Raw genomic sequence first — 24389 nt, 5'->3', positions numbered from 1 at the left:
CCGCACTTGCAGTAATCCCTAAAGAGAAAAAAGAAAAGCCGCAGCCAGAACAGCTACGGCTATTGAGATATTACTTAAAGGTACGCTTGCTCACCTTATCGAGCTTCTTCAAGATTTTATCGATTCGTTCAGGGTGAACCATAAACTCTTGGAAGCCTTTCATGCCTTCTTTAGCCATCGCAGGGTCGGTGTCTCGGTCATAGAATTGAGCCGTACCATCACTGGCAGCCAACATCGCAACGCCTTTGTCTAAGAACGGATCAGACTTTGCTTTGGCTTTGTTGTTGGTTGGGATCTGTAACAGCATCTCATTGATCAGCTGTTGGTTTTCAGCGCGAGCTACAAACTCTAGGAACTTACGTGCATCTTCTTTGTTCTTCGCTTTTGAAGGGATGTGCAGCGTGTCCATTGGCGCATCTTCAGACATAGGCACACTTGGGTCGATCACCGGGAATTGGAAGAAATCCATCTTGCCATCTAATTCCGCTGGGAAGTTTGGCGTAATGAAGTTACCCATCAAGTACATCGCTGCTTTACCGTTGTACAAGAAAGGCTGAGCTTCTTGCCAAGAGTAAGATGCGTGGTTCTCTAGGTAGTAACCTGGCTCAACAAGCTCTGCCCAGTTGGCGAACGTTTTCTTCACGCGCTCGTCAGAGTAAGGCACCTTGCCTTCCATCAACTGAATATGAAAATCCAAGCCGTTGGTACGCATGTTGATGTAATCAAACCAACCTGCCGCGGTCCAAAGATACTTAGTACCAATCGCAAACGGCGCCACACCATTTTCTTTAAGTGTTGCAGACGCAGATTTCAAATCTTCCCACGTTTTCGGTTCTGCGATTCCATATTGCTCAAAGATGTCTTTTCGGTAGTAGATACCCCATTGGTAATACGTGTACGGCACACCAAACTGCTTACCTTGCACTGTCATCGCAGGAGCGGCAGCCGCAAAGTCTTGCTTCATGTTGTTGTCTGCCCAAATATCACTGACATCTTCGAACAGGCCGCGGTCAACAAAGGCTTTCATGCGGTTACCCGCATACCAAAAAACCACATCCGGCGGCGAAGTGACCAACCAATTACGAATCGTTGTTTTGTACGACTCATGATCGTACAAGTTGTACTTCACCGTAATATCTGGGTTCTCTTTCTCAAAGCGGTTAATAATCTCACCCCACGCCTCTTTTGGCGCGGGATCAGAAGCATCAGAGTTGATGACTAAGGTGCCTGCAAACGATGTTGCAGACATGGAGGCAGCGAGCACTGCAGAAGCAGCGATATGTTTCACGTATTTCATATTAAGGTCCTTGTTATGGAGCTAAGCTCTCTAAGTCCAATTCTTATTGTTTTGTTATGTAGGGTTTTCGTGATTTTTTACTCTTTTAGTGAATCCAAGTTGGATTTGTTCAATTAAGGCGGCTAACGTCGAGCCACCTCGCTTGATTCTGTTTAAGTCTTCCTCACCATTCTAGAAGAACGTTTATCCTTTCGTTGCTCCTAATGTCAGGCCAGCAATAAAGTGTTTCTGCATAGTGAAGAACAGAACGACTGGTGGAATGGCGGCCACGACCGCACCGGCAGACATAAATTGCCAAGATGCCAACCATTGCCCTTGCAGTGAACTAAGACCAGCAGTCACAGGGCGGACTTCGTCACTCTGAACCAATACCAATGCCCAGAAAAAATCGTTCCAGATAAAGGTAAACACCAATACTGCTAACGCCGCTAAAGCTGGGCGAACCAGAGGTAATACGACATGCCAGAATATTTTCCATTCACTCACCCCTTCAACACGCGCCGCTTCGATTAAGGCATCTGGGATCCCGACAATAAAGTTACGCATGAACAAGGTGCAGAAACCGGCTTGGAAGGCGATATGGAAAAAAATCAACGCCCAGTGGGTATCGTACAAACCGAGCCCAATCGTTAAGTCACGCACTGGAATCATCAGGATTTGGAACGGCACAAAGTTACCCGCGATGAACATCGCAAAAATCCACACATTGGCTTTGAAGTTGTATTTCGCCAAGGCGTATCCGGCCAAGGTAGATAACGCTACAGCACCGGCTACGGCTGGCAATGTGATGATTAAACTATTGATGAGGTACTGTCCCATCGACGTTGAAGTAAAAACTTGGGTGTAGTTTTCAATGAACTGAATATCACTCGGCCAACCCCAGTAATTACCTTTGTTAATGTCTTCCATCGAACGAATCGAGGTCATCATTACGGCGATGAGTGGTAATAACCACATCACAATGGAGATAGGCAGCGCGACTCGGTAGCTAATATTGGTAAAGCGACCGGCTTTCTGAATTGGTTGCGGATACATTATTTTTCACTCCTTAACATGCGCCACAAGAAGTAAGCGATATAGACATCCATAATCAGGAACAACACAACGGAAACCGCCGCGCCGTAACCCATTCGATAGTTAAAGATAGACTCTTCATACATCTGGTAAGCAAGTACTGTCGAGCTGCCCCAAGGGCCACCGGCTGTCATGGTCGCGACCAAGTCGAATGAACGCAGAGCACCGATCACGGTGACCACCACAGCGATAAAGGTTGCAGGTCTTAGTTGTGGAAGCACCACGTACCACAACATGCGCCACTTCTTCGCACCATCAAGACGAGCCGCTTCTAACTGTTCAGGGTCGAGGTTATTCAGCCCCGTTAAATATAAGATCATGCAATAAGAGATCTGAGGCCATAAGCCTGCAGCGATGATTCCGTAGGTCACATAGTCTTCATCAGCAAGTATTGAAATAGGTTCGAAGCCAAGCGATCCAAGTGCAATATTGAAAAGACCAAAAGAAGGGTCATAGAACCAGGCAAATACGAGGCCGACCACCACTTGAGAAATAACAAACGGGAAGAAAAATAGAGATTTGACGACACGAATGCCTTTCACTTGTTGGTTGAGGAAAAGGGCAATCGCCAAGCCACAAGGTGGCGCAAGCATAAAGAAGATCAACCAAAGAAAGTTATTCGTTAACGAAGTATAGAAAGCATCTGAGTCAAAAAGCTCACGATAGTTCTCAAGCCCAACCCACTCTTTTTCACCGAGCCCGTCCCATTCAAAGAAGCTCAGCCAAATACTGTCCAAAATTGGATAGATAACATAGAGAGAGAAGATAGCGATGGCAGGAGCCAAGAACAGCCAAGGCGAGACCTTAGAGCTGATGCGCCTTCTCTTTTTCGCTGATGGGGTGCGATTTTCTGGGTATATCGTTTTCACAGATTGCTCCATTTCCCGAAATTCCTTGTATTAAAAGCTTCGTTTACTACTTGGTTTATTTCCACCTAAATTTATAAATCCCAATCAGTAGCTCAGCATTTATAATGATTACGTTCAAATATTAGGCTTATTGATAACATTAAGCACAGTTATGTTTTATTTATGTAAACGTTTTCACAAAAAACACTATAGATCGTTAAATTTATATGACCCGGATCAATAAATCATGCGAGGCATCTAACAAATTTCTGATGAAAGCGTATGTTTTAAAGGCAAAGTGATGTAGTCCAACGAAGCAAGGAGAGAGCATGGCTGATATCAGCTTAAAACAGGTCATCAAACGATATGGTGATGTTCAAACGATCCATGGTGTTGATCTAGAAATAAATAATGGCGAGTTCGTTGTATTCGTTGGTCCGTCTGGCTGTGGTAAATCAACCCTCTTGCGCTTGGTTGCTGGCTTAGAAGAGATTACTGAAGGGGATATCCATATCGGAGACGATCTCGTTAACGATGTCGATCCTGCTGAACGTGGTGTCGCGATGGTATTTCAATCCTACGCACTCTACCCACACATGACTGTGGAAGAGAACATGGGCTTTGGCCTCAAAATGAATGGTGTCGCGAAGGAAGTGGTTGAAAAGCAAGTCACCAGTGCGGCAAAGACGCTTCAACTAGAACCTTTATTGAAGCGAAAACCTAAAGAGCTGTCAGGTGGGCAACGTCAACGCGTAGCGATCGGCCGAGCGATAGTTCGCAACCCTCGCGTATTTTTATTCGATGAACCGCTCTCGAACCTAGATGCTGAACTTCGTGTCGATATGCGCTTACAAATCGCGAAATTACACCAAGATCTACAAAACACCATGATTTACGTTACGCACGATCAAGTTGAAGCGATGACGCTTGCTGACAAGATCGTGGTACTAAGAGACGGTCGCGTTGAACAAGTCGGTTCACCATTAGAGCTGTACCATTCTCCACAAAATGAATTTGTGGCAGGCTTTATTGGTTCGCCGAAAATGAATTTCTTACCGTGTGTCGTGAACAGCACCTCAGAAACACATGCCCAACTATCGGTCAATGGTGTTAGCCAAATCACCCTCCCCTTGCCAAGTGATGGACTACAAGAGGGGCAAAGCATCACGCTAGGTATTCGACCTGAACATTTAGAGATTAACAGCGGCTCTGATATCACCATTGAGTTTCAAAGTGAAGTGGTTGAGCGACTAGGGAACAGTACTTATATGTTTGGCCAGTCTTGTGGTGTGGATAGTTTTAAGGTGCACCTACCTGGAGATCAAGAGGTGACTCGTTACCAATCACTTGAACTGAGTTTCTCCTCAAAAGATTGCCACCTATTCGATGATCAAGGGCAACGAATTAACTAAGCTTTTAAAACGGTAGAGCTAGCTCGATATCGCTAGCTTTGCCACTTTTCAAACTCATTTCCCAGTTGTTTCAAGCAGTCACTAACTCCCACTCCCACTCCCACCCTGCTTTTCTTTGTCTTATGAAATTTCTTTCAAAAATTTCATCGCTCACACTCAAATCCTGGGTTCTGAAGACTTATTCGAATTTTATTTATCCTTATTAGTCTTCCGGACATTAATTTGATAGTCGTTTACTAAATAATCGCTAAACTATAGTGTTGCTTACCCCTTTTTGAGAAAACCTAAATGCCTAATGCTGATTCCACCCTAAATAAACGTATGGGAATCGTTGCGCTCACCTGGCCAATTTTTATCGAAGTTCTTTTAAGAACAGCACTCAACACCAGTGATGTATTCATGTTATCCGGATACTCGGACAAAGCCGTTTCAGCGGTTGGTGTTATTTCACAGATATCCTTTTTCTTGATCATTGTCTCGACTATGGTCAGCAGTGGTACGGGAATTCTAATCGCGCAATACAACGGCGCCTCTCGTGAACAAGAGAGCGCTCAAGTTGGTGTCGCCAGTATCATCTTGGCGCTTATTACCGGTGTGTTACTCAGTATTTTGGCGGTTCTTGGCGCGGAGTACTTCATTCCTCTCTATCAGCTTGAAGCTCAGGTAGAGCAGTACGCGCAAGAATACTTGTTCATCAGTGGTGCCTTAACTTTCAACGTCACGATAGGCGTAGTGCTTACCACTATCCTACGAAGCCATGGCTATTCAAAGTCACCCATGGTGATCAACATGATTGCTGGTGTCATCAACGTATTCGGCAACTACTGCGCTTTATATCAACCATTTGGACTGCCAGTATATGGCGTACAAGGGGTGGCAACCGCGACCGTAATTAGCCAAGTGATCGGCATGTTTATCTTAATTGGTGTGGTGCGAAGCAAAGGCATTGACCTGCCGTTGAAGCAATTTAAATTCGTGCCTAAGGCTATCTATCAAAAAATCATTAAAATTGGATCAATGAACGCTGGAGAAGTCCTCTCATACAACATGGCACAGATCACCATCATGTTCTTCGTCGTACAAATGGGTACCGCTTCGCTAGCCGCGTTTACTTACGCACAAAACATCGCCCGTCTATCTTTTGCTTTTGCGTTGGCGATTGGTCAAGGCAGCCAAATCCAGACGGGGTACTACATAGGTAAAGGTTGGATTGATGAGATTGCGAGTCGGGTTCAGCGTTATTTTGTGGTCGGTTTTATCGCCTCAACTACGATTACCTGTTTGGTGTATCTGTTCCGCTTTCCGATCCTCGATGTATTCACGCAAGATCCTGAAATTCTGGCTCTTACCGCTTCTTTAATTGCAGGTTCGATCATTCTTGAGGCTGGCCGCGTATTTAACCTGATCTTTATCTCTTGCTTGAAGGCCGCAGGTGATATCAAGTTCCCGGTTAAAATGGGCATTCTCAGTATGTGGGGCATTGGGGTTCTAATGAGCTATTTGCTCGGCGTGCATTGGGGTTATGGTGTGTTAGGTGCTTGGATGGCAATTGCGATGGATGAGTGGTTCCGCGGATTGATCATGGTGCGTCGCTGGCGCGCTAAAAAATGGACGCGTTTTTCTTTGTAAACGCCACTTCAGCAATCAATTACATAAAATAGATACAGCAAATAAATTAGGCATCTCATTCATTACGATTGAGATGCCTTTTTAGTTATTAGCCTACGATGATCCTTTTACTTATCAAGCTCTGCAATACCAATCACAGTATGTAAGTGATCAGAAATAGCGCCGGAAAAAGGCTTGAGAACAAGGCATCATTTTTTGATAAGTAGTTATTCTACAATCAAAAATTATAACGCAGTTATCGAGCATTTTAACCAGCTAGGCTGACCAGTTATTTACTACGATTGGTATAAAGGCTAACTAGCAGGTTCAAACCAAGATTATGCGGTAGCTTGAAGTGCTTTCTTACGCTTCGCTAATCGACCCAAAATGCCGACTAACATTACGATGCCACACACGCCATAAACTTGCATGATAGTTGGATCATCAGATACAAAACCAACATCAGAGAACATCACGTAAGCACCAAGCACCATGTATAGGATGATCGCTGAAGCCTCAAAACGGAACTCCCAAGGTGTTACATCAATGTTCTCGTTAACTGGCATGATGTACTCAGATTCACGCGGCATAAAGTGACCAATAATGAACATCAGAGCAGTACACACCACGAACAGAATCGCTAGTTGGTGTAAGAAGTGAATCGGGGTTTTGAACACCAACTGCATTGCAGCGTATGAACTTACAAACACCACCAATGCCACTTTTGCCGCTAGAGCTGGTACACGCTTAGAAATGTAACCAACAAACACGATAGTGAAAATTGGCACACTGAAGAAGCCCGCTACCATTTGTAGGTATTGGAATAGACCTTCAGGAGCGTACATGATGAAAGGTGCAATACATACAGAGATAATCGCAATCACGACACCAAAGATACGTCCTTTGCCAACCAATTCTTCATCAGTTTTGCCCTGACCAAATAGTGGTTTGTACACGTTCAATGCAAACAGAGTTGTCGAGCTATTCAATACGCCGTTAAAAGTACTCAGAATCGCACCAAACATCACGGCAACAAAGAAACCCACCAGCGGCTTAGGCAACACTTCGTTCACCAAACGAGTGTACATGGTATCTGGATTGCCCGCGTCAGCGCCAAACATATGGAAAGCGATGATACCCGGAATGATCAAGAATAGCGGAGAGATAACCTTAATCGCACCAGCTAGGATTACCCCTTTTTGACCTTCTTTCAGGTTCTTAGCACCCAATGCGCGTTGAATGATGGATTGGTCGGTACCCCAGTAGTACAAGTTCACTAGAAGCAGACCAGTAAACAAAGTTGAGAACGGCAGTGGATCGGTCTCAGTACCGACCGATTGCAGTTTCTCTGGCGCGGCATAAAGCAGAATGTCTAAGCCTGCACCAAAGCTACCTTCGCCCAGTACCATCAAACCGAATACTGGAATCATCATGCCGCCAACAATCAAGCCAACGCCATTAATGGTATCTGCAATCACTACCGCCTTTAGGCCGCCATAAATCGCATAAAAGAAGCCAAGTAAGCCAATCGTCGCCGAAATCAATGCAATTGAACTGAACTCTGAAATATTAAGCAGAGCCTGAACATCGAAGATTTCACCCAAAACAACGGCACCGGCGTAAAGTGTGGTAGGCAAAATATTGATCACGTATTGGCACAAGAAAAGTAACGTCACAAACTTCTTAACCGACATGTCATAACGGCTCTCTAAGAAATCTGGAATGGTGGTGATACCTTGTTTTAAATAACGAGGTACAAGCATCAGCGCAATGATCACCAAGGTGACGCCTGAGGCTACTTCCCACCCCATCACACTCATGTTATGAGTGTAAGATTGGGCGCTCATGCCCACAAAACTGGTGGCGCTCAAGTTAGTTAAGATAAGCGAGCTTGCAATCAAACCGCCGGTTAAGCTTCTTCCACCAAGAAAGAAACCATCTTGTGAGGTGTTTTTGTCATTCTTTACTTTGTTGTAGGTAAACGCGACTACAAACCCAGTAAATAACAAAAATGACAGTAGAACTGTAATAGACATTTTGTTTTCCTTAAGTTGAGTTATTGCGGCAGCAATACCTCGCTGCCGATTATAATTTTTATATTTAGATTTTTATTTGTAGGGGTACTCAGAGTCAGCGATTCACATCTTTTTCAAGTGCACAATCAAGGCAGACTCTGGGTCGAGGATAGGTAAGGTCAATCCAATCTCTTTGAGGTTATCGCCGCTTAAGGTTAGAGTTTTATCTAACCATTGAGGACGTTGCTTCATGAGTTGGAAACTGGTTTGTGGCATTTCCACCAACTTCACTTGATACAGCGCATTATCTTCCACGCAGCTAATACGAAGTGGTGATGGAAGAGCATATTCAGGCATTGCCAACTGGCATACGGTGATCAGCATTTCATCATCATTCTGCACACCATAGATGTTCTGGTTTTTGTCCGCAGGGTCCATGCGGAAACTACGCCCTGAATGCAAGATATGGCGGAATTGCTTATGTAGAGAAATGTAGTGAGAGAAAGCTTGTTTCTCTTGTTGCGACTCTTTAACCGGATCAAGTTCAACACCCATGTGCCCCATCAAAGCGGTGACACCACGCATATTGATGCTGTGACGACGATTTGTTGAGTGGCACTCGGCAGGACCAATGTGTGCACCCATCACTTCTGGTGGGAAGAAGTAACTCATGCCTTTTTGAATCGCTTGGCGTTCTAGTGCATCGTTACAGTCAGACGCCCAGAATCGGTGTGTTCTCTTGAGGATTTCAAAATCGATACGACCACCACCTGATGAGCAAGATTCAATCTCGACCTTAGGGTGTGCTTGATTCAATTGATCAACAAGACGGTATAAGGCTTGAGTTTGACCGTGTACTGCCGGCTTACCTTGGTGGCCAGGCTGAACCAATTCACGGTTCATGTCCCACTTTAAGTAGCCGATGTTATAAGTCGTTAGAAGCGAATCAATACGAGAGAACAAATAGTCAAAACACGCTTCATTCTGCAAGTCTAAAACATACTGCCAACGACCAGACGGTTGATGATACCCTTGCAAACCTAGTACCCAATCAGGGTGGTTACGGTATAGGTTTGAGTCTTGGCTGACCATTTCAGGTTCAACCCACAGTCCAAATTCCATGCCCTGTTGGTTTACATGTTCAATGACAGGTTCTAAACCATTTGGGTATTTCACTTCATCGAGATACCAATCACCTAAAGCCGTTCTTTCACCATCACGACCAATAAACCAACCATCATCAATAATGAATCGTTCAACGCCCATCACACCAGCTTCTGTTGCCATCTGCATGATGTATTCAGGTTTATGGTCGAAGTAGATCCCCTCCCAAGTATTTAAATGCACAGGGCGAGGTTTATCGGTAGGGAATTGAATAATATTGTCACGAACAAACTGCTGAAAACGCTGAGCAATGCCGTTCAAACCAGAATTGCTGTAACAGCCATAGAGCCAAGGTGTTTGGTAAGTACTCTCAGGATCTAGAATCGATTCACCCGCTAGCAATAACTCTCCTGCTTGTACAAAACGACGACCATCACTGCGGACATCAGCACGCATTTGGTGGTTACCACTCCAGCCTAAATGAAAGCCCCACACCAGGCCATTTTGCTCGGAGAAACCTTGCGTACCTGCAAACATGCCTGGGAAGTTTTCATGTGAAGTACGACCGCGACGGTTTTCTTGCATGAAGCCACCGTGTTCAAAACGCTGACGCTGAGTTTGGAATTCATGACACCAACGACCATGAAACGTAATTAACTCATTGGCATGATTTGGAAGCGGTAAGGTTGATGACAGCTTGTTTAAATAGTATTTACTGTCCCCTTTGTTAGTTACTGTAACGCGCTTTTGAACCACATCAGACTCGTAATCCAATCTGATTTCGACCGTCAATTCAAGTTTAGCTACGGTGTCTTCTAGCACAAAGGTAGCTTGCTGATCCTGACCTTCTAGATACGTGGTATTCGCCTCTACGCGGACGGTATTAAAGACAGGAGCCCAGTCAAAACCATCACGATGCCCTTCTATTCCCGGTGCATTAAAATGACCACTACCCAATTCAGGGCAAAGAGAAAGCGGTACATCAACATCAAGGCGAGCTTGGGAAATCGGCCTCTCGGTTGATAACAAAAGGTCCTCATCAATACTGGCGATCTTTGCGCCCCAATGAAGAACCTCTGGAGTACGGCCCGATTTGATGATCAAACTGTGGTTTTTACTTGTTAGATGAATAAATTCGCTCATAGCCAATCTCATATTGTTTTCGTAAACATAAACTAAGATTAATTGTGAACCTAAAGACTAAAATTAGTACTAAAAACGCCAAACAACGTGATCCAACAACGATTATTCGTTGCCAAAATTTGCACAAGATCGACTGTTTTCGGAAACATATTAAATGTTTCTAATGACATTTTTTTGAAAGGGAGCAGAGTTTCATTTCGCTAAATTAGATATGCTCATCGAAAGACTGGAATATTTGATGGACGGAGTGATGAGTGTAACTTTTAAAGATGTGGCAAAGCTGGCTGGCGTATCGACTCAAACAGTATCAAGAGTGACAAACGGTTCACAGGATGTGGCAGAGTCCACTCGAAACAAAGTGAATGCAGCGATAAAAACGCTTGGATATGTGCCCAATAAAGGTGCCCAAATGCTCAGCCGCTCCAAATCCACCAGCATAGGGTTAGTGACTCTCGATATGGCCTTACACGGCGCCGCGATGATCGCCAACGGCGTACGAATGCAAGCTCACGATATGGGATATGGAACTACTTTTTCAGTCGTATCTGAGCCGAACCTCACCAACACCCGAGAAGCCATTCGTGAGCTGATCGCCCAACAGGTCGACAGTATTATTCTCAATGTGCCCTTAAAGAGTGACGAAGCTGAGCTGTTGGTAGAGCAGTATCAGAACCTCAACCTTATCTTCATTGATGTCCCTTCTAACAGCCAAGTTAACTATATATGTGGCGATCATGCAGAGGGCGCGAAGCTGGCAGCTCAACACCTTATTGAAACTGGTCGCAATGAATACCTGTTGATCACAGGGCCAAATGAGTCCAGTGCCTCACAGATTCGTCATCAAAGTTGGCTCGAGACATTAACAAGCTCGGATTGCCGTGTTCAGTTTCAACACCAAGGAAACTGGCAAGCAGAAAGCGGCTACCTTGGCATTCGAGACGCCGTCGCGAAACAAATCCAGTTTGATGCAGTGTTGGTTGCGAGTGACCAAATGGCATTAGGGGTGTTACGCGCACTGCAAGAGTTGCAAATACCAGTACCAGAAAAGGTCGCGGTTGTCGGTTTTGATGGCATAGAAGACAGCGCATTCTTCAACCCGCCTCTTACAACCGTCAAACAAGATTTCACAAAAATAGGCCAGCAGGCGGTGAGACTTGCAGAGAAACTCAACGCCAACTCGCAAGATGCCTTATTACAACATCATATCGAAACCACACTGCTTCCGAGAGAAAGTAGCGAATCTAAAGTTGCGGTCAATTATGAAAAACAAGAGATCGAAAAACTGCTGAAGAAGATTCAGAGCCTGTTACCGGAATCCAACTAAAAGAAAAAAGCGCTAGGGGGAGCTAGCGCTTTTAAGACCAACTAAGTCCGTTTAGCCTGGTAGATTTTTAAGCTATATCATGAGGATATAACCAATTTTTTTACTTAGGTAAATCAAAAAGCCTATTCTTTACGACTGCTTCGAGTCGTAAATTAAGTATAGTCGGGTTCTTATAATAAGCTGGATTTTTCTACAATTAATTCATATAAAATTAGCGACTAACAGGCACAATAGACTATTCAGAAACCACAGATGAGACCGCATTAGTAATCAATTCTCTAAGTAGCTTATTTTTATCATCTAAATGCTTAGCTTTCCTATAAACAAGCTGGATATCAAAATCTGGAACATCAATCGGAGGCTTCAAAGCCAACAAGTTTTTTTCGTTATTAAGATCCTTGCGCGCGACAAGCTTGGGAACAATACAAAGCAATTCCCTGCCATGAATAAGCCGTTTTACTGTTAAAAAGTTACTGGAAGCTACAGCCACTTCTCGGGTAAGCCCCAATTCAGCCAAACGAGTATCGACGCCCGTCTTTAAAGCGCCTGTAGGAGAAACGAGTGCGTGCTCAACAGCAATAAACTGCTCTAGCGACATGGGCTCCTCAATAGTTAAAACCGATTGATCAAATAAACAAACATGTTGCTCCGTGTACAAGTGCTTTGTTTTATATAGCTTTGGGACCTCACCAAAGCTTCCTATCGCAATATCCAGTTTCGCCTCTTCAAATACCTTCTGATAATTGGAGCGATTGACGTTAAAAAACGCGACTTGAGAACTCGGAGAGGCTTGTTTAATAAAGTCGAAGATCATTGGGCCAAACATCTGTTCTGCGTAATCCGTAAGCCCTATTTTCCAACTACCTTGGAAACTTTCAGTATCAAAACGTTTAGATAATAGAACTTCCGACTGAATGGTATTAAGTAGCGCGTCCACAGTACTCGATAATTCAATGGCTCGGTCGGTCGCTTCCATCTTGCTACCTACACGCTCAAACAAAGGATCATCAAACAACTTTCGTAGCCTTTGTAAGCTATGACTCATCGCAGATTGGCTGACATAACAACGTTCAGCAGCTTTACTCACGCTGTTGGTTTTATACAAAGCCTGCAGTGCAATCAACAAGTTAAGGTCGATCCCTTTCCAATTAAAATCAGCCACGCCAAACAACCTATTTCATTCATAGTTATAATTAAAACAATTAATTTGAATCATAGTTTAACTCCACCTAAATTACGCTAAACATTTATCTGGAATCGATCATGCTTTCAATTTTTAAAACCTTTTTCTGGCTTGGCTGGATTAGCTTTGGTGGACCAGCTGCACATATTGGTTACTTCCGTAAAACCTTTGTTGAGAAACTGAATTGGTTGTCCGACGAAGAATACGGGCAGATTGTCGCTCTTAGTCAATTTCTACCGGGCCCAGGTTCAAGTCAGGTTGGCTTTGCTGTTGGCTATAAGAAAGGTGGCTTAACAGGTGCTATTGCTGCATTTGTCGGCTTTACTTCCCCATCTGTCATTCTGATGCTGATTTTGGCGCTAGTCAGCAATCAATTGTTGGAAGCCCCGCTTTTCAATTCAATTATTCACGGGCTTAAGTTATTAGCGGTTGTGGTTGTGGCGGATGCTACCTTTGGTATGTACAAGAACTTTTGCCAATCGAAGATAGCAACCGCCTTATGTGTCATTACCGCGATTGTTCTGCTATTGATTCCTGGCATCTGGCCTCAAGTATTAGTGCTTCTATTTGCAGCGATCGTTGGCAGTAAGTTCTTGACGTCGCAAGAGCTAAAAACGACACCTTCAACACAAAAAATATCGGTAACACCTCTCGTGATTTTTGTTGCGTTACTGGTTGGCCTGCCTCTATTCAGTGCTTATTCTCAAGGTATTGAGGTATTTGGCCTGTTCTACCAAGCAGGTAGCTTAGTATTCGGTGGCGGCCACGTGGTACTTCCGCTGCTACAAAATGGTATCGGTGACCAACTGTCTCAAGATGCCTTCCTAACAGGTTATGCAGCAGCACAGGCAGTTCCAGGACCGATGTTTACACTTGCGACTTACTTAGGTTATGTATTGATGCCATCGGCACCGATCACAGGTGCACTACTCGCAACGATCGCTGTGTTCTTACCGGGCTTCTTATTACTACTCGGTGTGTTGAAAAACTGGCAGGCAATTGCGAGTAAACCTTTAGTGGCTGGCGCTCTTACTGGTGTGAATGCGGCGGTTGTCGGTCTACTGCTTGCAGCTCTGTATCAACCGATCTTCACAAGCGCAGTAAGCAGCGGTATAGACTTCGCTCTGATCATTGTTGGCGTGTGGCTATTGAAAACAATGAAGATGCCGATTGTATGGATGGTAGCTACGTTTATTGCAATAGGGTTTGTACTTGGAGTGATTTAATATAATGCCCACTAATTAGGGTTAGTGGGCATTACAACTCTCGGATCATGTGACCTTTGAGATAGTGGCTATTCTTCTACCTGTGTAGAGGCTGAATTGGCTTCATCTGGGTTAAAAGACTCTGGGGGAATATACACATCAGCACGTCTGTTTTGAGCTCTACCTTGAGAAGTTTTGTTACTTGCGATTGGCTCTGACTCACCCAAAGACTTCAATGTCATCTTCTCTTTTGAAACTCCATAAGTGAAAAGCTGTTCAGAAGTGCTTTTAGCTCGGTCTAGCCCCAAACCTTGATTGTAGCCTTCACTTCCCACCCAGTCGGTATGGCCTTCAACCGTCACTAAGTAGTCATTGTCTGCGAGATGTTTTGCCACATCAACAAGCACTTCACGAGCAAGAGGGGTCAGATAATAACGATCAAAGGCGAAGTTAACACGCGCAACAAGCTGCCCTTTGTCACTATCGAAGCTAGCAATACCAAGGTTTGATATATAAGTGAGACAGTCACTAGGATCAGTGATCAACTGTGAGCGCTTGAGGAGCTCCCACTTGAGAGCTGGATCATGACTTCCTTCATGAATTTGCCAATAGCCATCACGATGACTAGCCACCCCTTGAACTTCACCAATTTCGATTGTGTGAGAATACTCTGAAAAAGTATTTCCACAATATTCTACTACCTGATCACTAATCTCCTGCCCATAACTAGAGAAAGAAACAAACATACTTATTGCTAGCATTGTATTTTTCATCTTTACTCACCCGTATAGTCTCGATACGCCAGTACCTCGAGATCCTTTCTCAATTAAATTTTGAATACGTTCAATCAATTCTTCGCGACTACGTACATCGATAATATCTTCATCAGGATTCAAGACACACTTCTGAAATCCATTTTGTTTAGTCGCATCAAAATCAACACCTATAACACCGATATACAGGCTGCCATCCTCTGATTGAAAGTGCTCTCTTGCAGCATTACACATATTGGCATCAACTAAGTCGGGTAGAATACTCGTATATGGATATTCTTGACCATCACTCAAAATAATCATAATTTTTACTCTTTGACTGTATTCATCAATCTCCTGCTGACTGGCCGAATTACTTGGCATACCATCATTAAGTACTTGAAGCCCTCTTAAAATACCTTGATATGAAGCGGTATTGCCTCCTGAATTCATATCCTGCATTTCTTCAATCAATTCAGAATCACTGGTAAGAGGAATCACATAGTGACCTATGCCATTAGTCATCGTCATTGAGCTATTGTAAATAACATTAGTATCCGCTCTAAAGTCAAATTTTAAATCTGTGTTATCTCTTTTATAGTTAAACATATCATCAACAGATTTCTGATAATCTATATACTCTGGTATTTCAAGGCGTCTAGATTTAATCTTTAAAACATCTAACACTCTCTTCGCTTGTTTATGCTGATTATTACTCCCAACTTTAGGGCAATCAAATATATCATCGGCACAATCTTCGACTTCACTTAATGTTCTTTTTGACCAAAAACGCCAATTGACTTTTTCATACGTTTTAGATGAAACAGAAGAGTGGTAATCACTTCTATACCTCAACTGACTTCCTGAGAATAAATTGTTATTAATTTTATCCTGAACTCTGAGGTTAAAAGGAACAATCGCTAGACGGTTAAGCACTGTAGAATCACCTTCACGCACAACCAAAATATTATCAGCAAGATCTGAAACAGCTAGTTTGAGAGTTTGAATCTTTGTATTTACATCACCACTTGCCCCACTCCAATCCCGATTCATTGATCCTGAAAAGTCAGTGACTAGCACAATGTCTACTAGTTTATCACCTAGGTAGTAAGGATATTTCGCGGCGAGCGCTGAGCCCGCAAGCTTTTGACTTTCATCGAATGAGGGGATTAAATTACTCGCAAACCACGAATTATGAGTGGTTAGCGCTGTAACTTCATATTGAATTTTCTCAGTATCATCATTCGCTGCTGTTGGCTCCTCATAAGTCCTTACCGTCGTAATATCTATATGTTCGATACTACGCACATAATCATCAACATATCGAGTCGCTAAAGCATCTGCTTCATTCGATTTATCATCAATTGTTATTGCAAGGGCAGCGGCTTGGGCAGCATCTCTCAAACGACTTGTTTCTTGAATATATCGAGTTCCCTCGAGTGCAAAAACTGACACACCTAACAAAGGTATTAACGTCAGTCCAAGCCAAATTGCGGCAATACCTCTCTGACGATGAGGGCCGCGATTAAATGTATTTGGGTTTATCATATCTACCTCCCAACCATCACCGAACTCGATGAAATGGTTATTTCTGATAAATTAGCAATCCCCAACAAACGCGCAAACCAAGATGAATTACTTTCACATAATGACACTTGGTAAAGAGGGAAAGAGATTCCGTTCTCTACAGGAACCAAAGCCTCTTTCGATGAAATTAATGGTACATTACAACCTAAGTTGTTGAACTGGTCACTTTCGAATGAATCAATATTTGCAGCAGAGCCATCGTGCATAGCTTCAACTCTCAGCGCTACGCTTTCTGGAGCTGTGTTTAGCAGACGAGCGGCAACAATGACCATCTCGTCTCTATCACCACCAGTTAAGATGACATTTTCATCATAATATCGAGTGCGCTCTTTCAATACATTAACCAGAGCAAAACTCACTCGGTCGAGTTTTGCTCTAACCAATAACTTATGACTCACGTCACTCATAAAATAAAATATGGCTATAACGACAAATAAAATGAGTGCTAACTCAATGGTAAAGGCGCCACTCTGCAGTGTTGAGTTGCGTTTTTTTCGAAAGCCTCCATTGTTTGTTAATTCCGATATGTTCATCGAACACTCTCCCAACCTTCGTGCTCAAGAGTAAGTAACACTGAAGATGAAATGATTTCAGAATTTCCACCAAGCAAAGGTAAAATAGGTTCATATTGATAACTCAATGATATTTCGGCAAAGGAATATCCCGAATCATCAATCAGCATATCGCCATCATTAAGATAATTATCAGATAAAAGATCCTCATAACTCACATAATATTTGCCTGCCATTGAAAAGTTATCAACAGGTGTCAGTGAAGACCATAATTTACTTTCATCATTCATCACGTTGAAAAAGCTGGTATTATAACTGGTGTATGAATCATCTCCCTGAAAAACAGTGGTTGACCTGACCGATTCTCTGAGCGCAAACTCAACCAAATTTGAGACGTAAATCCGATACGCCATTTCGAATATCATTACCGTCGCCGTGATGAGAATGATGATGCCTAAAGCCACCTCGACGGTTAGAGACCCCTTAGCATACTTAACTATTCTTCTCATATTGAACTCCCAGCGCCTGAAGATAGGCGTTTAGACATGGTTGTAACTTCATTGATTGAATAGCGACTTCCCAAAATATCACTGGCCTGCTCAACATAGCCCAACTTAATCAAAGCAATAGCTAAATTTGCCTGAACCTTTTTATTTTTAGGATCAGAAAAATATAATGGCAGTAATAAATCTACAACATCTTGGTATCTTCCATCTGCAAACTTAACTAATGCCAAGTTGTTTTTTATGGCGGCATCGTTGTAACCTTTAATCCTAGCATTATTAAAATATCGTTCAGCTAATTCATAATGACCAAGCATACAATTTGATATTCCTAATAGAACATTTACTTCTGCTGTCTTGTTTCCCAACTCAATAGAATGTTGATAAAACTCTACAGCCAAGACATCTTCCTGATCTGCGTGGTAAACTTGACCACGTAGTTGAGATAACTCCCAATTGACCATATTCAAACCCAAAAGGTAATCACTATAAAATCTAGCAGATTCAATATCACCTTTATCAAAATAAACTTTAGCCAACTCCTGCATAGAAGCCGTATCATTTGGTGATATTTCAATCTTATTTTTATAATATTCAACTAAACCATCATAATTACCAACCCGTTCCATACTATCGACTTCATCGTCTAATCTCAGCTCAGCATTATTTGAAGCGCAGCCGATTAATGACACCAATAAAAGAGTAAAAATAAAATACCTAGCTCTCATAATTCACTCCTAAACAAGACCCATCTGGACGACTCCAGGTGCTAAAATTAAGATGACAATAGGCATCATAATAAGTAAAATTAAAGGTATACTCATTTTAGCGGAGAGTTTACCCATCTTTTCCTCAACGGTAAGCAACTGCATTTTACGCATATCCTCGGCCAAATCAGATAAGATCATTGAAATAGAAGATCCGTATTGAATATTTTGAATAATAGTCAAAACAAAGCTCGACATTTCAGGGGAAGGAACGCGTTCAGACAAGTTGTATAAAGCTTTATCGATCCCTTGAATCTTGCCAAAGTCTGACGTTTTTTTTATCTGATAGCATAAATCACGATCAAAGGTTTCTAATTCTTTTGACAAATAGGCAAAAGATGCCTCTATTGTCATACCGGTCTGCACACAAACAGACATCATATCTAGTAAATAAGGAAGATTTATCGAAATCTTTCTGACGACCGCCTTTTGCTTTAAACTTAAGATAAGATCAGGGAGGAGTACAGCTGTGATCACACTAATAACCACTAATATAAACTTAGTTTCTATAGCAATGTCCATTATCCAAACAAAAAACAAGAGAACAGCGAAAAATAAAACTTTAATTGGAAAATAATAAATAGCCAGTTGAGGGCTGTGAATACCAGCATCCCTAACTTTCTGCTCTAACTCCCCTCGGTGTTCTTTACCAAATTTGACAATAAATGAATTAATCCTAGAGGATTTATGCTTTTTTTGTGTTGCACTTAGCAGAGCTTCTATTCTTTTTTCTCTCTTAAAATCAACGAACATATTAATTGCTATATACAAAACAAAAACAAAAACAAAAACAAAAACAAATAGTGTAATAATAATAACATTCATAATTTCACCCTTTTAACAAGGATCCACACTATAAATAGGCCTAACAATTCACTACCTAACACATAATAAAGTATCCATTGACCTTCTGGATCGTGGAGAATAAATTGAATATTATCTGGATTCAAAAAATTCAGCATTATTGCAAAACACAATGGTATGGCTGCCACTATTTTTGCTGATATCCTCGCTTCAGATGTCATCGCCATTTTTTTTCTTTCCATTGCACGTGCATCGACTAACACTCTAATCAGCCTAGCTAATACTCCCTTAAGTTGGCCTCCACGATTCAGATTGGCTCTTATTGCAATCGTAAAAAAAATGTATTCTGGGTAGGGAAAAACCTCACAAGATCGCTTTAAAACATCCTCAGAATTTTCACCTAGACGAAGTCGGTCGCCCATTAACTTAAACTCTCGTCCAACTTCGCCATCCATATTCCCCCCAACAAATGAAAATGCCTGCATCAGGCTTTCACCAGCAGTCACTGCACTCATTAATATATTCAGCGCATCAGGAAATGTCCGTTGAAATGTTTTTCTTCTAACCATTTTAAGCCTAAAGTAACCGAAGAATAATAAACACAAGATCGAAACAATCATAATAAAAATTGAACGAATATAAAAAAAATGATAAATTACATAATAAGATATTAAAACACTGAAAATAACATAAAATAAAACTATTAGTTTTGCTCTTGAACCTAATATACCTATAGTTGGATGTAAGTCTCTTCTAATATTTCTCCAACTTGCTCTAGGCAGCAGTCCTCTGATATCAATAACCGAAATATCATCTTCTTTTTGCGCATTTTTCAATTCTGGAAAATAATTAACTACTTTTGATTTTTTATCATCAAAAAGTAAAAATATGGCAATCCCAAATAAAATAAAAGATATCCAAATGATCATGTCCCTACCCCTTTAAAGGATTCCATCAGTTCATTATATAAACCGAAAAAATGGGCTTTTCGTACCAAGTGGGATCGCTGCATGATACCTTCTGTAACAAACTTACCTTTTACATTCTCACCATAATTGACTTCATCATATTGGAAGGAAAATATCTCTTCCATGACAACACTATCCCCTTCAATTCCGACAATTTCTGAAATACTTGTTACTTTTCGAGAGCCATCTCGTAAACGGTTCACTTGCACAACCAGTTCAATTGAGCTGACGATAGCCTTACGAATAGCATCCAATGGCTGGTTTAAGTTTGCCATCATAATCATAGATTCGACTCGGCTGATAGCATCTCTTGGTGTATTAGCATGTAGGGTAGACATAGACCCTTCGTGACCGGTGTTCATCGCCTGCAGCATCTCAAACGCTTCTGAACCACGACACTCACCAAGAATAATGCGATCAGGTCGCATACGAAGCGCATTAATCACCAAATCTCTCTGTGTCACTAGGCCAGTACTTTCAATACTCTCAGTTCGCGTTTCAAGTCGAACTAAATTAGGCTGTTGAAGCCGAAGTTCAGCAGCGTCTTCTATTGTTATCACCCTCTCATCATCACTAATATAATGTGATAAAGCATTGAGTAACGTTGTTTTACCTGAACCTGTACCACCAGAAATCAAAATATTCAACCGACAACGCGAAGCAATCGATAGCGCCCTTGCCATATCTAAAGACATAGAATTAAATTCGACCAAAGATTCCATCGTGATATTTTGCTCACGGAACTTACGAATAGAAATCGTCGTACCATCTAACGCAATCGGAGGAATAACTATATTTACTCGGCTACCATCTTCGAGTCGGGCATCTACAGTAGGGGATAGCTCATCAACTCGGCGACCAACTCGAGAAGCAATTTGTTTAGCAATATTGAGAAGTTGGCCTTCATTGACAAAAGTAATATCTGAACGTTCCAATTTACCGTACTTTTCATAAAATACTTCATTTGGGCCATTAACAAGTATGTCAGTTATCGAAAAGTCTTCAACAAGCGGTTGAATAGGTCCTAATCCAAATAGCTCATCTAGCATACTTTTAACGATACTTGACCGCATCATTGCCGTTACTGGACGCTCATTATTGCTAGAAAGTACATCAACAGCACTTCTAACTTGTCCCTCTAAATCATTGCGATTCATGGTTTGAATCGCTTCGACATCAAGCGCTTCAAAAATCTGAGTGCGAAAAGATATATATAGCTCTTTAGTTGTACTCATCGTGCCACCAGTCTATTTAACCAACCCTGATGTTTTTGAACTGATTGACCATTTATTAAGTTTGATAAGTCCTCAATCGTTTTACGAATGCTTTTCTCATGTTTATGTGCTCGCTTACCTTCTACGATTAAATGAGACAGCCTTTTACAATAAGGCATATCAATATCAACTTTTGATTCAAGGTATTTTGTTATATCACTTTGTCCAATAACGAATGTACTCTCTGGTCTATGATGGTTGGCCAAGGTAATTATTCGAGTTCGCCGACTTTGTGACGCTTGATTTTGTTCAAGTGCTGATAGCAATGCACGTGCATTTCTTACTGATGAAACGGAAGGTTCTAGGACTACGATGATTACATCATAATTTTCTATTAATGCATGTGGGGAGATTTTAAAATCGATACTTCCAGAAAAATCCTCGATAATAAAATTAGCACTTCTATTTAATAGTTCACATAATGTTTGATTATAATCAAAAATAAATTTTTGCTCTTGCTCTCCTTGCAATGACAGCAATCTAAAATTTTTTCTAACTTGTGTTAAATAACTTAACGCTCCGTCATTATCTAATTCATGAATTGGAACAGAATATTCATCAATCAATCTAGATTGAAAATTTTCTAAACCAATTAACACATCGATATTTGAGTCACTGTATTGGTGATCGACTAATATTGTATCAATACTTTGCGTAGATAGCATTGAACTCAACTCAGTGGAAATCAGTGAAGTACCAACCCCACCTTTGCTGCCCACAACAGCAACGCGCTTTGCCTTACGCTTTTCACTCACACCAGAAAAAGATTCTAAATTTGCTTGAACATTTAGTATAAAGTCAGAAAATTCAAATTTATTAATTGGCCAATATAGATAGTAAAATCCCATTTCTTTTAATTCACGAAGCTTAACTATAGAGTCCAGCTGCCCTATAATTATTAACCCTTTTCGAGTAGGAAGATGACTAGCGAAATTTTGAGCATCGTCCGCCATTGTTTCTGAATCACATAATTCCAGTAAAACAATGTTTGATTTTTGTTCTTCATAGAACTTTTTATCTACATCCGCATTTTTAATAAATTGTGGTTCATCCCAACCTTCAAATTGAAACATTTCTTTTACGAGATCAACACACTCCTGCGATTGATACACTAATACGCAATCAGATGGACCATTATTAATGCCTGATAAATCTTCCGCAGCTGCGGACTCTCTCATTGTTTTAACTAAATCAAACATTACAATCCCTCCACGAGCCTTTCCTTGTGAATAACCTGCCCCACTCTTGCCGCTTCCACAAAGCAGTTTTGGCTCACATCAACACCTTCTACAGAAGCAAACTTACACTTTTCCTGTAATAGAGAGTGGTAGATCACTGTAATTTTAAGATCTTTGTCTAATTCGATATTTTTATGCACACTGAATGCCTCAGCAGACAGTGGTAACTTTTCAAATTCATTCACAACATTGTCAATCAAATGTTTTGAATTTCGATTCCTATACTCAAATTTATAAGAAGCTCCGGGATCTATATCGTTAACTTTAGCGATAAGATTACTTAACTGTTCTTTGGTTGCAGGAATAGATTTCACACTAAACTTATAAACATGAGTTTCTGGATAAACTAAGTATTCACTACCTTTGCCACTCAGGTAACGCTCAGCACACCCAGATATAAGAAACATCATAACCACCATGACAATTAATTTTTTCATTGTATAAACCCTCCTTGAGATAGCAGTTCAATTGTAGGATCACTACCACTGTTTGCTTCAGCTGGAGAATCGATATTGAGCCAACGATGAAATGTAGAAGTCTTATGCATTTGAGGCAGCTGTACCTGCTTACTTTTTATTGGTTGAACCAAATTCACTGTCGCGACAATTAGCAGTTCGGTTCTTCTTCTATCCGTCGAAGATTTTCTAAATGCCGCGCCTAAAATTGGAATATCACCGAGCAGGGGGGTTTTCTGTAACTCTTCCAAGTCAGAGCTACTCATTAGCCCGCCCAGTACGAAACTGTCGCCATCACCCAACTCGATCGTCGTCATGGCTCTACGCGTTGCCAATTGTGGCACCTCAATTCCTGCAGCTCGGATATAGCGTTCTACTTCGCTTACCTCAGGAAGCAACTGCATCCGAATCCGTTCTTCACTCATCACATTGGCCGTCAAACTCAAACGAACACCGAACTCTTTAAACGTAATGTTTATATTATTGTTTGTGGTTACGATTACGGGAATTTCCCCCCCCACCAAAAAGCTCGCAGATTCACCGGAAATAACGGTCAGATTTGGTTCTGCTAAAATTTGCGCGACATTTTCATTGCCCAACGCTGTAATAACAGTTGTAAGGTCAGCAGCGTCGAACTGTTGGAATAGAAACTCTCCGACACCCGCCCCCACGCTTGACCAATCAACACCGACTGTCTGCGCAAAATTCTCAGTTACCTGAGCGACCGAGATTTTGACATTAACCTGCTGCGCTGTTGCGACCTCAAGTAGCTCTAATATTCCATCCCAAGTCATATTTCTAGCAAAAATCATATCTTGTGGTTCTGGAATATCGATAAGATCGGTTTCTATTTCAAGCAACCGAGTGGCTTCATACCTTGCTACTTTCTCACGCCCCAGCAGGGTTGCGACCATCCGATATATATCATCACGCTGCTGGTTTGAATCAACCACACCGCTTACCGCAACTTGCATCCCGACGGACTCTAGCTTAATGTCAAGCTTTGGATAATGGAGTTTGATCTGGCGACGAACTTGGCTCAGATCCACATCGACGATGATTTTCTCGGACAATAGTAATGTATTGTTTTTGCCATAGATTTCGAGTCGCGCTTGCCCCACTTCTTTCGCAAAAACGACAATTGTTTTTTCATCGATAACATTATAATCGGCTATATCTGGCGCGCTTATAAACACTGTTGTGATCGTTTCATTGAGAGAGATATGCTGTCCTTCAAATTGAGTAATATATCGCTGTGAAGCAAATACCATTGAGTTTATCAACAGCAGGTTCATCACTAATACCAATACCCATCT

Annotated in this window: 21 protein-coding genes; 4 read left to right on the top strand and 17 right to left on the bottom strand. The window is 41.8% G+C overall.

From position 1 onward, the window contains the following. Positions 1-70: 70 nt before the first annotated feature. The 3 genes from BCT34_RS08995 to BCT34_RS08985 form a co-directional block, all read right to left on the bottom strand. Entirely contained in the window at positions 71-1297 is a 1227-nt protein-coding gene (locus tag BCT34_RS08995) for an extracellular solute-binding protein (protein ID WP_076652318.1), read from the bottom strand. Positions 1298-1480: 183 nt separating this feature from the next. Beyond that, a complete protein-coding gene (locus BCT34_RS08990; protein ID WP_076652316.1) occupies positions 1481-2332 on the bottom strand; it encodes a carbohydrate ABC transporter permease in 852 nt (283 codons plus the stop codon). Continuing rightward, positions 2332-3252 carry a sugar ABC transporter permease gene (locus BCT34_RS08985; protein WP_076652313.1) on the bottom strand — a complete coding sequence of 307 codons (921 nt, stop codon included), beginning with the start codon at positions 3250-3252 and terminating at the stop codon, positions 2332-2334. The genes BCT34_RS08990 and BCT34_RS08985 overlap by 1 nt, the downstream gene beginning before the upstream one ends. A 296-nt stretch (positions 3253-3548) precedes the next feature. Here BCT34_RS08985 and ugpC point away from each other — a divergent pair, with 296 nt between their 5' ends. Both ugpC and BCT34_RS08975 read left to right on the top strand, forming a co-directional pair. Beyond that, a complete protein-coding gene (ugpC, locus tag BCT34_RS08980; protein ID WP_076652311.1) occupies positions 3549-4631 on the top strand; it encodes a sn-glycerol-3-phosphate ABC transporter ATP-binding protein UgpC in 1083 nt (360 codons plus the stop codon). Positions 4632-4919: 288 nt separating this feature from the next. Further along, positions 4920-6260: an MATE family efflux transporter gene (locus BCT34_RS08975; protein WP_076652309.1), complete on the top strand. Its 1341-nt coding sequence runs from the start codon at positions 4920-4922 to the stop codon at positions 6258-6260. A gap of 317 nt (positions 6261-6577) precedes the next feature. On the opposite strand, the gene BCT34_RS08970 is transcribed toward BCT34_RS08975, so the two are convergent. Together BCT34_RS08970 and BCT34_RS08965 are read right to left on the bottom strand one after the other, a co-directional pair. Further along, positions 6578-8275: a solute:sodium symporter family transporter gene (locus BCT34_RS08970; RefSeq protein ID WP_076652306.1), complete on the bottom strand. Its 1698-nt coding sequence runs from the start codon at positions 8273-8275 to the stop codon at positions 6578-6580. Between the two features lie 102 nt (positions 8276-8377). Continuing rightward, positions 8378-10501 (bottom strand): alpha-galactosidase, encoded by a 2124-nt coding sequence (locus BCT34_RS08965; RefSeq protein WP_076652304.1) that lies wholly within the window; start codon positions 10499-10501, stop codon positions 8378-8380. Positions 10502-10751: 250 nt separating this feature from the next. Between BCT34_RS08965 and BCT34_RS08960 the strand changes: the two genes are divergently transcribed. Continuing rightward, the gene (locus BCT34_RS08960; RefSeq protein WP_076652450.1) at positions 10752-11825 is read left to right on the top strand and encodes a LacI family DNA-binding transcriptional regulator; all 1074 of its coding nucleotides are present in this window, start codon (positions 10752-10754) and stop codon (positions 11823-11825) included. A gap of 235 nt (positions 11826-12060) precedes the next feature. On the opposite strand, the gene BCT34_RS08955 is transcribed toward BCT34_RS08960, so the two are convergent. Next, complete coding sequence (locus tag BCT34_RS08955; protein WP_076652447.1) at positions 12061-12987, bottom strand: LysR family transcriptional regulator; 927 nt, start codon at positions 12985-12987, stop codon at positions 12061-12063. Positions 12988-13088: 101 nt separating this feature from the next. On the opposite strand from BCT34_RS08955, the gene chrA reads away from it, so the two are divergent. Then, positions 13089-14234 carry a chromate efflux transporter gene (chrA, locus tag BCT34_RS08950; protein WP_076652301.1) on the top strand — a complete coding sequence of 382 codons (1146 nt, stop codon included), beginning with the start codon at positions 13089-13091 and terminating at the stop codon, positions 14232-14234. A 68-nt stretch (positions 14235-14302) separates the two neighbouring features. Here chrA and BCT34_RS08945 read toward each other — a convergent pair whose 3' ends face one another. Genes BCT34_RS08945 through BCT34_RS08895 form a run of 11 tightly spaced genes read right to left on the bottom strand, consistent with a single transcriptional unit; the run spans position 14303 to position 24368 of the window. Then, positions 14303-14986 carry an OmpA family protein gene (locus tag BCT34_RS08945; protein ID WP_076652299.1) on the bottom strand — a complete coding sequence of 228 codons (684 nt, stop codon included), beginning with the start codon at positions 14984-14986 and terminating at the stop codon, positions 14303-14305. Between the two features lie 6 nt (positions 14987-14992). Beyond that, complete coding sequence (locus BCT34_RS08940; RefSeq protein WP_076652296.1) at positions 14993-16513, bottom strand: pilus assembly protein TadG-related protein; 1521 nt, start codon at positions 16511-16513, stop codon at positions 14993-14995. Positions 16514-16515: 2 nt separating this feature from the next. Then, on the bottom strand, positions 16516-17085 hold the full coding sequence (gene tadF, locus BCT34_RS08935) for a tight adherence pilus pseudopilin TadF (protein ID WP_076652294.1): 570 nt from the start codon (positions 17083-17085) through the stop codon (positions 16516-16518). Then, positions 17082-17573: a TadE family protein gene (locus BCT34_RS08930; protein WP_076652292.1), complete on the bottom strand. Its 492-nt coding sequence runs from the start codon at positions 17571-17573 to the stop codon at positions 17082-17084. The genes tadF and BCT34_RS08930 overlap by 4 nt, the downstream gene beginning before the upstream one ends. Further along, positions 17570-18295 carry a hypothetical protein gene (locus tag BCT34_RS08925; protein ID WP_076652290.1) on the bottom strand — a complete coding sequence of 242 codons (726 nt, stop codon included), beginning with the start codon at positions 18293-18295 and terminating at the stop codon, positions 17570-17572. The genes BCT34_RS08930 and BCT34_RS08925 overlap by 4 nt, the downstream gene beginning before the upstream one ends. Before the next feature lie 9 nt (positions 18296-18304). Continuing rightward, entirely contained in the window at positions 18305-19159 is an 855-nt protein-coding gene (locus tag BCT34_RS08920; protein WP_102300468.1) for a type II secretion system F family protein, read from the bottom strand. After that, the gene (locus tag BCT34_RS08915) at positions 19156-20064 is read right to left on the bottom strand and encodes a type II secretion system F family protein (RefSeq protein ID WP_198593469.1); all 909 of its coding nucleotides are present in this window, start codon (positions 20062-20064) and stop codon (positions 19156-19158) included. Before BCT34_RS08915 ends, BCT34_RS08920 begins: the two co-directional genes overlap by 4 nt. After that, the gene (locus BCT34_RS08910; protein ID WP_076651484.1) at positions 20064-21341 is read right to left on the bottom strand and encodes a CpaF family protein; all 1278 of its coding nucleotides are present in this window, start codon (positions 21339-21341) and stop codon (positions 20064-20066) included. The genes BCT34_RS08915 and BCT34_RS08910 overlap by 1 nt, the downstream gene beginning before the upstream one ends. After that, complete coding sequence (locus BCT34_RS08905) at positions 21338-22579, bottom strand: chromosome partitioning protein ParA (RefSeq protein WP_076651485.1); 1242 nt, start codon at positions 22577-22579, stop codon at positions 21338-21340. Before BCT34_RS08905 ends, BCT34_RS08910 begins: the two co-directional genes overlap by 4 nt. Next, positions 22579-23055, bottom strand: a complete 477-nt coding sequence (locus BCT34_RS08900) for a hypothetical protein (RefSeq protein ID WP_076651486.1) — start codon at positions 23053-23055, stop codon at positions 22579-22581. Before BCT34_RS08900 ends, BCT34_RS08905 begins: the two co-directional genes overlap by 1 nt. After that, positions 23052-24368: a pilus assembly protein N-terminal domain-containing protein gene (locus BCT34_RS08895; protein ID WP_241902777.1), complete on the bottom strand. Its 1317-nt coding sequence runs from the start codon at positions 24366-24368 to the stop codon at positions 23052-23054. The genes BCT34_RS08900 and BCT34_RS08895 overlap by 4 nt, the downstream gene beginning before the upstream one ends. Positions 24369-24389: the final 21 nt, after the last annotated feature.

This window comes from Vibrio sp. 10N.261.45.E2 (assembly GCF_002875705.1).
GTDB lineage: Bacteria > Pseudomonadota > Gammaproteobacteria > Enterobacterales > Vibrionaceae > Vibrio.
Note: the sequence above shows the minus strand (reverse complement) of the source record. Positions and strands in the feature narration are given on the sequence as shown.